This is a genomic window from Vibrio sp. 2304 (genome assembly GCF_033339475.1).
Lineage (GTDB): Bacteria > Pseudomonadota > Gammaproteobacteria > Enterobacterales > Vibrionaceae > Vibrio > Vibrio alginolyticus.
The window spans coordinates 135,607-148,443 of sequence record NZ_JAWOUQ010000008.1; the positions used below are offsets into that span (position 1 = coordinate 135,607).

The window sequence follows — 12,837 nt, forward strand, 5'->3', positions numbered from 1 at the left end:
TAAACAAGTTTTATTTTAGTGATAATCCCGGAAAAATGAGAAAGATTGTTACAAATACGTATTAATCTTTCTCTGTCTATTTCAGCCGTATTCAAAGGCGAATTATTTTCGCTAGCAGTGCTTATGCTTTTTGGAAAATAGAGCTCAGTGACAGCACATTTTTAATGCGACCAAGCAATTCGTTTTGCTCTTCTTCTGTACGGAATTCACCTTTGGTATTACCCCAAACCGGTCCCGGCCATGCTATGTCATCTTTGAAGCGAGCGATATGGTGAATGTGCAGTTGCGGCACCATGTTACCTAGTGCACCGAGGTTTAACTTGTCTGGACGGAATGTTGCTTCCAGTGCTTGGCTTACCGCTTGAGACTCTAGCAAAAACTGTTGCTGTTCTTTCATTGGCAAGTGGTGAAGCTCTTTTAGGTTTGCACGTTTTGGTACCAAGATAACCCATGGCACAGCATTGTCTTTATGCAGAAGCGCCGCACACAGAGGGAAGTGACCGATAACGGTAGTGTCTTTTGCCAATTGAGGGTGCAGTTCAAAACTCATTATATTATCCGATTTGAATTGAATGACATCAGTATACGCCAGATAAAACAAAAGGTTGACGCTTTCACGCCAACCTTTCTAAATCGTCTCGATTCTAGAATCGCTTACATACGCTCTAGAGTATCAATACCTAGTAGAGACAGACCTTGCTTGATGGTCTTCGCTGTTAGCGCTGCTAGTTTCAGACGGCTTTGTTTCACAGCTTCGTCTTCAGCAACTAGGATAGGGCACGCTTCGTAGAAACTAGAGAACTGACCTGCTAGTTCGAATAGGTAGCTACACATGATGTGCGGTTGGCCTTCGCGAGCGACAGATTGAACCGCTTCTTCGAACTGCATAAGTTTAGCAATAAGTGCTTTCTCTTTCTCATCAGTGATTTTGATGTCACCTTGGAGAGCGTCCATAGCAACACCAGCTTTAGCGAAAATAGAAGCTACGCGAGTGTATGCATATTGCATGTATGGTGCTGTGTTACCTTCAAACGCTAACATGTTGTCCCAATCGAACACGTAGTCAGTCGTACGGTGTTTAGATAAGTCAGAGTATTTAACCGCTGCCATTGCAACTGTTTTAGAGATCTTCTCTTTTTCTTCCGCATCTAGTTCAGGGTTTTTAGATTCGATCAGTTGTGCTGCACGAACTTCTGCTTCATCTAGAAGGTCGGCAAGACGAACGGTACCACCCGCACGAGTCTTGAATGGCTTACCATCTTTACCAAGCATCATGCCGAACGCGTGGTGCTCAAGAGATACTGACTCAGGTACGTAGCCTGCTTTACGAACAATTGTCCAAGCTTGCATTAGGTGCTGGTGTTGACGTGAGTCGATGAAGTAAAGCACACGGTCTGCGCTTAGCTCTTCATAACGATATTTTGCACATGCGATATCGGTTGTTGTGTATAGGAAACCGCCATCGCGTTTTTGAACGATAACGCCCATTGGTTCGCCATCTTTGTTCTTGTATTCATCTAGGAATACAACTTGCGCGCCATCATCTTCAACGGCAAGACCTTGTTCTTTTAGGTCTGCAACGATCTTAGGAAGCATGTCGTTGTACATGCTCTCGCCCATTACGTCGTCACGAGTCAGTGACACGTTTAGACGGTCGTAGTTGCGCTGGTTTTGGATCATGGTTACATCAACGAGTTTTTTCCACATTTCTGCACAGTACTCGTCACCGCTTTGCAGTTTCACAACGTAGTTTCGCGCCTTTACTGCGAAGTCTTCATCTTCATCGTACAGCTTTTTCGATTCGCGGTAGAAGCCTTCAAGGTCCGCCAGTTCCATAGAAACTTCGCCAGACTCTTGTTGTACACGCTCAAGGTTTGCGATAAGCATGCCGAACTGAGTACCCCAGTCGCCGATGTGGTTCGCACGGATCACTTTGTGACCTAGGAACTCAAGAGTACGTACTACCGCATCACCGATGATGGTTGAACGTAGGTGACCAACGTGCATTTCTTTAGCTACGTTTGGTGCAGAGTAGTCAGCAACGATAGTTTGAGCTTCGTCTGCTGCAACGCCAAGACGTGAGTCAGCCAGTGCTGCTTCCGCTTGTTTTGCTAGAAACTCTTCGCTTAGGAAAATGTTGATGAAACCAGGACCTGCGATTTCTGTCTTGCTTGCAATACCATCTAGGTCTAGAACATCCAGTACTTTCTGTGCAAATTCTCGTGGGTTAGTACCCAGTTTTTTAGCAACGCCCATTACGCCGTTTGCTTGGTAGTCACCAAATTGTGGCTTTGCTGATTGGCGTACTGCCGCAGGACTGCCTGCAGGTGCGCCAGCGGCTTCTAGAGCCTGAGATACTTTGTCATTAATAAGTGCTTGGATATTCACACGCGTTTCCTTCAATTCAAGGACGAAGAACTCGGCGAAGTAAGTGCCGAGTTCTGTTGGAGTTCACAAAAATGGGGCTAATGATAACAACTTTATTGCTTTTCATACAGAGAGGAATTGGGGAAATTTATACTTTTTCGATTGAATGGAAATGTGGTTTGGTTTGCGTTTACTATTGCGCTCAGAGTAATGAGATAAATCGCCCCATAAGAGAGCCACAATGACGACTCCACTAGTTGAAAAACGCCTAGCGCCTAAATTGATGATCCAAGATCTGGATGAATTTATGGCGAAGATTGAAGAGCTTGCATCCCTGTTAAAACTGGATCTGAGCTTTGCTCAAGCTGACCATATTGCGCTGCGAATTAATGATACTGAAACAGCAAAAGCCGCGCATGAAGCATGGAATCAATACGGTAAGGTGATTTCACAAGCGAAAATCAACGGTCGTCCAATCATCGTTATCGAATTCGACAAAGCGTTGGAAAGCCGTGGTTGGAAGATTGAGTGTCTGGAACTGCCATACCCTGCGGAAGGCAAAATCTACCCAAATGAAAGTTGGGAACATGTGGAGTTTGTGATTCCGTCTCATGCCGAAACTGCAGACGAGTTTCTTGCTGATTTGAAACACACTTACCCAGCGTTTGGCGCGCGTTTTAATGAGTTGGAAGAGCTAGGTGTGAAGATCAAACTGTCGAGCCCGAAAGGGGATGGCGAACGCTTGAACAACCCAACCGTGGCGTTTAAGTACCAAGGCATTTGTATCAAACTGCACCCGCATTCACTTAAGCGTATTGTGGAGTCTGAGCAGGCGTAAAACGCTAGAGTGAGAATTGCTGAGTTACGAGAGGTAAAAAGGGAGCCGAGGCTCCCTTTCGTAAGCGAATCACTATTTAGCCGGTGATTTGCGTTTTGGGTTGGTAATGGAAAGTTTTTTGCCTTTCAACTCTTCATCTAGAGTGAGTGTGAAAGTCTTTGGAAACGGCATTCGTTTACAATGATCCACTTTGTTCCTGACGATTGTGAGCAGGGCTTCCGTTGAAGATTTTTGCTCTATTTTCAAGCTAAAGTCATCGTTCTTACTGCAGCCATTAGACTCGGCGATAAATGAAATTTGACTATCGCTAGTTCGATACGCTTCAACCATGATGGCTTGATGTTCAGACTCTAGACCTTGCTGCGTTTCTGTATTTGCCGAGCAAGCGACTAAACTGATGGAGCTCAAGCCAAGCAGCATTGTTTTGAGTACATATTGCATCTTATTGTCCTTTTTTGCGACGCAGGAAAGGACCTGCGGCCAGCAACATTAATAGGCTAATTGAGAAGCTGCCGCCTGAACTTGATGTTTTGGTTACGCTGCTCTCGCTAGTGTTATCTGAACTAACTGACATCTTGATATTGCGAATATACGCTTGCGCGTTGTAACCACCGCTAAACTCGTAATTTTTCAGATAAGCAAAAGTAACCGTGTTTGACTTCCTGTAAAAATCGATAGAAAGTTCACTGTAATCAAGAAGCTGGCGGGTGTAGTCATACTCTTGGCCATTGACAAAAACGACAAAATAATCGAAACCATCGGATAGGACTTTAAAATCCATGGATAGTTTGCCTTTTGGCAAATCGGTTAAATGCAAAATGGATGCACCAGTAGACATTCCCATTTCTGCTGACTGAAGCTCACCATTTTCAGTTGTCCAAGCGTATTCATTGGTGTAAACAGTTGCGCCAGCTAGTGGGATGGCACTGCTCAATGAGCTGCTTGCTTTATCTACACCTGTATACTTAAACGTTGTTGTAAGTTTGGACAGTTTCGGATGATCGGTAAAGAGCTCTATCGTTGTTACTGACTCTGAATAGCTAGGTTGGTAACCCACGGTAATTTGGCAGCTTTGAGAAGGCTTTAAGGTACCAGTACAAGTGCTTTTCTCGATGGTACTTCCGTATGATATTGTGCTTTCGTAGATGTTGAATGGGATAGTATCGTCATTACGAATAGTAAAGGTCTCTTGCTGCGCTTTTCGCTCAACGAAATGAAGATCTCGATACTGGGTATAACTGATAGTATTACGATGACTATCTATCCAACCATTGTGCTGAAAATGAGCGACGTTTGCATAAACACCATAAGCATTTGGTTGAGCACATCCATCACCCCAACTGACCACCCCTAATAACTTGTTGATGCCGTTATCGTCAACGATGAGCGGACCGCCGCTATCTCCTTGGCAGCTATCTTTACCTCCCCAATAGTATCCGGCGCAAATGCCATCATCTGATACATTAGAGTAGTTTCCTGGTAGGTTTTGGCAGGTAGCTCGATCTACGTATTCCAAATCTACTTGTTGTAAAACGGTTGGGTATATTCGGTCTGTCGTGGACGTATTTCCCCATCCAGCCACGTGCAACTTGTCTCCCACACGTACGCTATCTAAAAGTTCTGGCGTTGCCAGGTCAATCGTTGCGCTATCGATATTGCGTTCTAATTCAATAAGAGCGATGTCATTGTTCGTTGTATTGCTGTTATATTCATTATGTGAATAGATATTGTTAACAGCGATACGCTGCGATTGAGACTCGTTGTTTTGGTCATAAAGGCCAAGAACGATATCTATATCGTCCGCATTAAGACCTTCCACACAGTGCGCAGCAGTTAATACGTATTTTCCACCAAGGAAACTACCGCCACAGAAGTGGCCAATAGATGTAGGTTGTCCTTTACGGACCAGTGAAGCAATAAATTTCCAGTCGGAAGTGTTGGCAGGTTCGCCGCCGATAATGCGAGTGGATACATCATTCTGAACAGGCTCAAGAGTATCTGCGATTGTGGTTGCTGGTAAAGTCAGCCCAATCAGAAAAGCCACTAACGTTTTTTTCATTTTAATTCCGTAATATTAACGTGGTTTATTATAAGGAGGACAAATGATAAACGGAATCATTCTCTCAGTAAATAGTTGTAGAGAAATGAAAAATTATAACGTATCGGTTTAACTTTGATGGTTAGAATTGGAGGGGGGGATCTTCTGAAAAGATGAAACCCGCCACGTTGGACGGGTTTCACTATCGTTGTAACTAGTACGGAGGGATTACAGGATCACGGTCTTATTCCCATAAACAAAGACGTGGTCATTGATCACTTTATTCAAAGCCTTACTCAATACGTTCTTCTCTACATCGCGTCCTGCTTGCGCCATATCTTGGGCATTGAATGTATGGTCGACAGGAATTACGTCTTGCTTGATGATCGGCCCTTCATCTAAATCATTAGTCACGAAGTGTGCTGTTGCACCGATGATTTTCACACCGCGATCGTAAGCTTGTTGATATGGCTTCGCGCCAATAAAAGCAGGTAAGAAGCTGTGATGAATATTAATGATTTTGTGGTGATATTTCTCAACAAACGTCGGCGTTAATACGCGCATGTATTTAGCTAGCACCAAAAAGTCAGCATCGTATTGATCGATCACTTCTAGCATCTTCTGCTCGTGTTCTTCACGGCTAAGGTTTTCATGGGTCACGTGGTGGTAAGGAATGTCGAAGCGCTCAGTGAGAGTTTGCAGTTTGTCGTAATTCCCCACCACAGCGGCGATCTCAACATCTAGGCTTCCATCGTAGGTTTTCATCAGAATATCGCCTAAACAATGCGCTTCTTTTGTGACGAGAATGACGATGCGCTTACGGCGAGAGCCAACCAATTTACGCTTAGCACCTTGCGGGAGAGCTTGGTCCAAGTCGGCAAGAAACGTTTGATCGTTGAAGTATCCCTCTAGCTCCGTTCTCATGAAAAAGTGGCCACTGGTATTATCAACAAATTCGTTATTGTGAACGATGTTGAGTTGGTGCTTGTAACAGATATTAGTAATTTTCGAGATGAGACCCGGGGCGTCAGAACAGTGGGTCAACAGTGTTTTCTTTTCCATAAATCAGGTACTTCCATGCATTAATATTTTAGCGTACGAATTTGTTATTATTCCCTGGCGGGTGTAACTGTACTGCCATGTTTCACCATAAATAATCTATTCTTACGTTGGTTTCAACAAAATATCCGCGTGTCGCCGCAAGCTGGTCAGATTGTGGGCTGATGTCACTCCTATTCCTCTGATATACTCTCGATAATTTTTCAAACTCAATACCAAGCATGATCGCAAAAACTTTTTCCTCTGATGGCGCGTTAGGTAAGGCCATTCCTGGCTTTCAAGCTCGTCAGCCACAAATCGATATGGCGGAAGCCGTCAGCAGTGCGATCAAAGATCAAACCCAGTTGGTGGTGGAGGCAGGAACCGGAACCGGTAAGACCTTCGCATACCTAGTCCCTGCGCTGTTGAGCGGTAAAAAAGTGATCATCAGTACAGGCTCGAAAAACTTGCAAGAGCAGTTGTACCATCGTGACTTACCGCTCATGGTCAATGCGCTTGGTTTTTATGGCCAAGTGGCGTTATTAAAAGGGCGCTCTAATTATCTGTGTTTGGATCGTTTGAGCCGCCAAATGGTCGAAAGCCACACTAATGAATCTGACCCGACGTTATTAACTCAACTGGTTAAAGTGCGTGCTTGGTCATCAGAAACCAAAACAGGTGACCTTGGGGATTGTGATGATCTGCCAGAAGACAGCATGATCATTCCGACCATCACCTCAACCAATGATAACTGTTTAGGTAAAGAATGTCCGAGCTACACTGATTGCTTTGTATTGAAAGCGCGTAAGCGAGCCATGGATTCCGACATTGTTGTAGTGAACCATCACTTGTTTCTTGCTGATTTAGCGATTAAAGAAACAGGATTTGGTGAACTGATTCCAGAAGCCGATGTGTTTATTTTTGATGAAGCTCATCAGTTGCCAGATATTGCGAGCGAATATTTCGGCCAGTCAGTTTCAAGCCGCCAAATTCACGATCTTGCCAAAGACATTGAAATAGCCTATCGCACCGAAGCCAAAGATATGCGTCAATTGCAAAAAGTGGGCGACAAACTCATGCAAAGCGCAATGGACATGCGGATTGTATTGGGTGAGCCAGGCTTTCGTGGCAACTGGCGTGAGGCGTTGCAATCAGGTTCTATTAAGCGAGAATTATTGCGCTTAACTGACAGCCTCGAATTGGCGATTGATGTACTCAAAATAGCCTTAGGGCGCAGTCAATTACTGGATACCGCCTTTGAACGAGCCAATTTGATCAAAGGCCGCATCGACCGCGTCTGTGATGTCGATATTACCGGTTACTCATACTGGTACGATACCTCGCCTCGTCATTTCGCTCTGCACATTACGCCTCTTTCTGTCGCGGACAAGTTCCATGAGCAAATAGAGATTAAACAAGGCGCGTGGATTTTCACGTCAGCAACCCTAGCCGTATCGGGCGACTTCAAGCACTTTACTGAGCGCCTTGGCCTCAAGCCTACAAAGCAATTTTCTCTGCCGTCCCCCTTTGATTATCAAAAACAAGCGCGCCTTTGTGTGCCAAGGTATTTGCCAGAGCCAAACAGTAACGGCTTAGCGGATAAGTTAGTCCGAATGCTTGCTCCGGTGATTGAAGAAAATGATGGTCGCTGCTTCTTTTTATGTACCTCGCACAGCATGATGCGTGAACTAGGTGAGAAGTTCCGAGAAGTACTTGAGCTGCCTGTGTTAATGCAAGGGGAGATGAGTAAGCAGAAAACCTTGGCGGAGTTTATGGAACTGGGTAACGCTTTACTCGTGGCGACGGGCGCTTTCTGGGAAGGGATTGATGTTAGAGGTGATGCGCTGAGCTGTGTTATTATCGACAAATTACCGTTTACCGCCCCTGACGATCCGTTACTCAAAGCCCGTATCGAGGATTGTCGATTACGTGGCGGTGAACCATTTGCTGAAGTACAAATCCCGGATGCAGTGATTACGTTAAAGCAGGGAGTAGGGCGATTAATTCGAGATCAGAAGGATCACGGTGCGTTGATCATTTGTGATAATCGCCTCGTCACGCGAGACTATGGTGGTATTTTCCTCGGAAGCCTACCACCTATCCCAAGGACGCGAGACTTAGATGGAATCAAAGCATTCCTGAAAGCAGAACAATCTGTCACAGACGCAAGTGCTGAGGCATAACCCAATAAATGAAAGTTGTAGAGAGTTAAATGAGCGCAAAAATTCTTGCTATCGATACAGCGACTGAAAACTGTTCAGTTGCGTTGTTGGCTAATGATCAAGTGATTTCACGTAGCGCGGTTGCACCACGCGATCACACCAAAAAAGTACTGCCAATGGTTGATGAAGTACTCAAAGAAGCTGGCCTGACTCTACAAGAGCTGGATGCGTTAGCGTTTGGACGTGGTCCAGGTAGCTTTACTGGCGTTCGTATCGGTATTGGTATCGCACAAGGTTTGGCGTTCGGTGCTGACTTACCTATGATCGGCGTTTCAACGCTAGCTGCAATGGCTCAAGGTAGCTATCGCTTACATGGTGTGACCGATGTCGCTGTGGCCATTGATGCACGTATGGGTGAAGTTTACTGGGCACGTTACACTCGCCAAGCAAACGGTGAGTGGGCAGAGATGGATGCAGAGTGCGTAATTCCACCAGCACGTCTCGTTGAAGAAGCACAAGCAGACGACAAAACGTGGACGACAGCAGGTACTGGTTGGGATGCTTACCAAGAAGTATTAGCAGACCTACCGTTTAATTTGACGCATGGTGACGTTCTGTACCCTGATTCACAAGACATTGTGATTCTTGCTGAACAAGAATTTAAAAAGGGTAACACCGTGCCGGTCGAAGATTCGAGCCCTGTTTATTTACGTGATAATGTGACATGGAAAAAACTTCCTGGTCGCGAATAGTCCGTTTTTCATTAACCTGACAAAAAGCAGGGCGTTTGCCCTGTATTTTTATGGAGTGCTATGGCGTCGATTAATGGCTTGCCTCCTTCTTTGATTCCCGGTGCAAATCGCACTCATAAAGCCAGTCAAAAGAAGCAGGTAAATAAATCACAAACAAAGCAGCCTGTAGGTCAGCCTTCAAAGGTTGCTAACGCCGTGGCGCACTCCATAAAACACGTGGATGAGTCCCAAATTCACCGAGCTCAAGTGCAATATGACCTTCCTGAAGGGGGCGCACGTAAAGCAATGGAGCAGTACATGGATGTCATGAATCGAGCTAAAAAAGAGGAACTGGCTCAATTACTTGGTGTCGATATTTACGTGTGAGATCTCCCCAGCTTGGGGTTACAAATATTGAAAGGTGGTTTATGAAGGTTTTTGGACGGTTTTTTCTCGCATTATTTGCTTCGGTTGGTTTGTCTGCGTGTAGCTCGTTGCCAGAGGAGCTAAATGCAAGCACAGAATTGGTCGTTACAGACTATAAAGCTTTTGCTGAGTCTCAGGGGCAAGTGAGTGAAGATGTTCGCCTTGGTGGAATCATCGCTAAAGTGGATAACTTTAAAGATAAAACGCGTCTAGAGATTGTAAACCTTCCTATCAGTAAGTCTGGTAAACCTGATATTGATGAAGAGCCTACGGGACGTTTTGTCGCCTATTTTGATGGCTATTTAGAGCCTGTCGCCTTTAGTGAAGGCCGTTTGGTAACGGTTGTAGGCAAAGGAGCAGGGGAAGAAGAAGGAAAGATCGGTGAGCACGGTTACATCTTCCCGGTAATTAAGGGGGAAGGGTACCGTTTATGGAAAATTGAAGAACGTGTACGCATGTATGACTCGCCAACCTACTTTTACCCATGTTACTCGATTAACTGCCGCATGTGGCGTAATGATTTCCCACAAGACGGTAAAGTGATAAAACAGGTCAAATAATCTGCGATGCATGAGCGTCAATTCGAGCTTCCTGCCGGCAAAATGGCAGCCCTTGAGATAGGGAACGAGAAAACGGCTGACTTGTCAGTCGTTTTTCTTCATGGGTGGTTAGATAATGCGGGCAGCTTTAAAGCGCTCATGGAGCAGTTGAATCAACTTAATCCTCACTTACACCTCCTCGCCATCGATCATTTTGGTCACGGTTTATCGAGTCATAAATCTCACGATAATTATTACCCCTTTCACGACTATATTGCCGATTTGTATCAGTTTTTGGACGAATTATCACCAAACAGACTGATATTAGTAGGGCATTCACTTGGTGCTTTAATCGCAAGTTGCTATAGTGCAGCGTTTCCAGAGCAGGTCGAAGCTCTTGTGCAAATTGAGGGAGCAGGACCTCTTCATGAGGATCCTATTAACAGTTTGCCTCGTCTTCGCGATGGCGTTTTAAGTCGAATAAGACAGCAAAACAAGCCAGAGCGAGCCATTGCCTCCTTCGATCTGGCGTTAAAATTACGCATGCAAGCCAACCAATTAACCGCTGAGCAGCTTCTACCGATAGTCGAGCGTGGAACAGAGCAGCGAGGAGATAAATGGTATTGGCGGCATGACGCCAAGTTAAAATGTGCGTCGCTTTACCGAATGGCGCAAGCGCATGCTAACTCGATTACCAGCCAAATACGTTGTCCTCATTTGATTGTATTAGGCGATCAAGGATTTCAGAATTTACCATCTAACCAAGCTGATTGGGGAGAGAACCCACCGCAAGTGGTGTCTGTCAAGGGTGGTCATCACTGTCATTTAGAGCAAATACTCGAGGTCGCAACGCGAATTCTTGGTGTAGTTAACAAAATTTAAACAAGTGTTTGAGAGTTGCGTGCTCAAGCACGTTCGCTGTGCTGTAATAGCTTTCAAAATAAAAAGGACGCTATTTTTTAGCCAGTTATAAACGAGGAGTAACATCGTGGATAAACCATGGCTTTCACGTTATCCAAGTGACGTACCTGAAACCATTAATCCAGAGCAATATGAGTCTTTGGTAGAAATGTTTGAACAGTCTGTACAAAAATATGCAGACCAACCAGCATTCATGAACATGGGCTCGGTTATGACCTTCCGTAAATTGGAAGAGCGTAGTCGCGCATTCGCAGCGTATCTGCAAAACGAGTTAAAACTGCAAAAGGGTGACCGCGTCGCTCTGATGATGCCAAACCTACTGCAATACCCAGTGGCGTTGTTTGGTATTTTGCGTGCAGGTTGTATCGCCGTAAACGTTAACCCACTTTACACTCCTCGTGAACTTGAACACCAATTGAATGACTCAGGTGCGACGACGATTGTGATTGTGTCTAACTTTGCGAACACGCTAGAACAAATCGTCGATAAAACACCAGTCAAACACGTAGTGTTAACCAGTCTTGGTCAAATGCTGCCACGAGCGAAAGGTACGATTGTCGATTTTGTCGTGAAGTACGTTAAGGGCATGGTGCCTAAGTACGATTTACCTGGTGCAATCTCAATGCGTCAGGCTCTACGTAAAGGTCGTCGTCTACAATACGTTAAACCGTTTATGTCTGGGGATGACATTGCATTCCTGCAATATACGGGGGGGACGACAGGTGTCGCGAAAGGCGCGATTCTGACTCACCGCAACATGATTGCGAACGTTCTACAGGCAAAAGGCGCGTACGGACCGGTTTTATCTCCGGGGCGTGAATTAGTCGTGACAGCATTACCGCTGTATCACGTATTTGCTCTTACCGTAAACTGTCTGCTGTTTGTTGAAATGGGTGGTCGTAACTTACTTATTACGAACCCTAGAGATATTCCAGGGTTCGTGAAAGAGCTACAAAAGCATCCGTTTACTGCGATTACGGGCGTGAATACCTTATTTAATGCATTGGTCAATAATGAAGATTTCCACGAGTTGGATTTCAGTAATCTACGTTTAGCCGTTGGCGGCGGCATGGCAGTGCAGCGCTCAGTGGCAGAAAGATGGCAAAAGACCACGGGTTGCTATTTGCTCGAAGGTTACGGTCTAACAGAGTGTTCTCCGTTGGTGGCGGCATATCCGCATGATCTTGTTGAATACAATGGCTCTATTGGTCTGCCGGTACCATCAACAGAAGTTCGTATCGTGGACGAAGAAGGTAACGCTCTTGCGAATACTGAAACTGGCGAACTTCAAGTTCGTGGTCCTCAGGTTATGCAAGGTTACTGGCAACGACCTGAAGCAACGAAAGATACGATTAACGAAGACGGCTGGCTATCAACCGGCGACATCGTTAAGTTCGATGACGAAGGCTTCCTGCATATCGTTGACCGTAAGAAAGACATGATCTTAGTATCAGGCTTTAATGTTTACCCGAACGAAATCGAAGACGTTGTAGCACTTCACGGCAAAGTACTTGAAGTTGCTGCTATTGGTCAGCCGCATGAAGTGTCTGGTGAATTAGTGAAGATTTATGTCGTGAAACGCGATCCGAGCTTGACCAAAGACGAAGTGATCGCGCATTGTCGAGAACACTTAACTGGCTACAAAGTTCCGAAGTTGGTTGAGTTCCGCGAAGACTTACCTAAAACCAATGTCGGTAAGATCTTGCGTCGTGTTTTACGCGAAGAGAATGACGCTGAACTTGCGAAGAAAAGCGCATAAGCCGATTTCGTCGAGTCG

The 12,837-nt window shown here is 45.2% G+C and carries 12 protein-coding genes; 7 read left to right on the forward strand and 5 right to left on the reverse strand.

Annotation, left to right across the window (positions count from 1 at the left end; genetic code table 11):
- Positions 1-121: 121 nt before the first annotated feature.
- Complete coding sequence (locus R7P64_RS16580; RefSeq protein ID WP_318123720.1) at positions 122-550, reverse strand: HIT domain-containing protein; 429 nt, start codon at positions 548-550, stop codon at positions 122-124.
- Positions 551-654: 104 nt separating this feature from the next.
- Positions 655-2,388, reverse strand: a complete 1,734-nt coding sequence (gene argS / locus R7P64_RS16585) for an arginine--tRNA ligase (RefSeq protein WP_005388349.1) — start codon at positions 2,386-2,388, stop codon at positions 655-657.
- Positions 2,389-2,608: 220 nt separating this feature from the next.
- Between argS and R7P64_RS16590 the strand changes: the two genes are divergently transcribed.
- Positions 2,609-3,205, forward strand: coding sequence for a VOC family protein (locus R7P64_RS16590; RefSeq protein ID WP_213912469.1), 597 nt, complete (start codon positions 2,609-2,611; stop codon positions 3,203-3,205).
- Between the two features lie 72 nt (positions 3,206-3,277).
- Here R7P64_RS16590 and R7P64_RS16595 read toward each other — a convergent pair whose 3' ends face one another.
- The 3 genes from R7P64_RS16595 to purU all read right to left on the reverse strand — a co-directional run bounded on the left by R7P64_RS16595 (position 3,278) and on the right by purU (position 6,305).
- Complete coding sequence (locus R7P64_RS16595) at positions 3,278-3,646, reverse strand: hypothetical protein (RefSeq protein WP_154204751.1); 369 nt, start codon at positions 3,644-3,646, stop codon at positions 3,278-3,280.
- A gap of 1 nt (position 3,647) precedes the next feature.
- Positions 3,648-5,264, reverse strand: a complete 1,617-nt coding sequence (locus R7P64_RS16600; protein ID WP_318119043.1) for a serine protease — start codon at positions 5,262-5,264, stop codon at positions 3,648-3,650.
- A 207-nt stretch (positions 5,265-5,471) separates the two neighbouring features.
- Positions 5,472-6,305 carry a formyltetrahydrofolate deformylase gene (gene purU, locus R7P64_RS16605; RefSeq protein ID WP_005382206.1) on the reverse strand — a complete coding sequence of 278 codons (834 nt, stop codon included), beginning with the start codon at positions 6,303-6,305 and terminating at the stop codon, positions 5,472-5,474.
- Positions 6,306-6,523: 218 nt separating this feature from the next.
- Between purU and R7P64_RS16610 the strand changes: the two genes are divergently transcribed.
- The 6 genes from R7P64_RS16610 (at position 6,524) to fadD (ending at position 12,819) form a co-directional block, all read left to right on the forward strand.
- Positions 6,524-8,464, forward strand: a complete 1,941-nt coding sequence (locus tag R7P64_RS16610) for an ATP-dependent DNA helicase (RefSeq protein ID WP_005382210.1) — start codon at positions 6,524-6,526, stop codon at positions 8,462-8,464.
- A 29-nt stretch (positions 8,465-8,493) separates the two neighbouring features.
- On the forward strand, positions 8,494-9,195 hold the full coding sequence (tsaB, locus tag R7P64_RS16615; protein ID WP_033906910.1) for a tRNA (adenosine(37)-N6)-threonylcarbamoyltransferase complex dimerization subunit type 1 TsaB: 702 nt from the start codon (positions 8,494-8,496) through the stop codon (positions 9,193-9,195).
- A gap of 60 nt (positions 9,196-9,255) precedes the next feature.
- A complete protein-coding gene (locus tag R7P64_RS16620) occupies positions 9,256-9,561 on the forward strand; it encodes a hypothetical protein (protein ID WP_017819942.1) in 306 nt (101 codons plus the stop codon).
- Between the two features lie 41 nt (positions 9,562-9,602).
- On the forward strand, positions 9,603-10,160 hold the full coding sequence (locus R7P64_RS16625; RefSeq protein WP_258644889.1) for a Slp family lipoprotein: 558 nt from the start codon (positions 9,603-9,605) through the stop codon (positions 10,158-10,160).
- 6 nt (positions 10,161-10,166) lie between these two features.
- On the forward strand, positions 10,167-11,021 hold the full coding sequence (locus R7P64_RS16630) for an alpha/beta fold hydrolase (protein WP_213967013.1): 855 nt from the start codon (positions 10,167-10,169) through the stop codon (positions 11,019-11,021).
- A gap of 106 nt (positions 11,022-11,127) precedes the next feature.
- Positions 11,128-12,819, forward strand: coding sequence for a long-chain-fatty-acid--CoA ligase FadD (fadD, locus tag R7P64_RS16635; protein ID WP_005382216.1), 1,692 nt, complete (start codon positions 11,128-11,130; stop codon positions 12,817-12,819).
- Positions 12,820-12,837 lie beyond the last annotated feature (18 nt).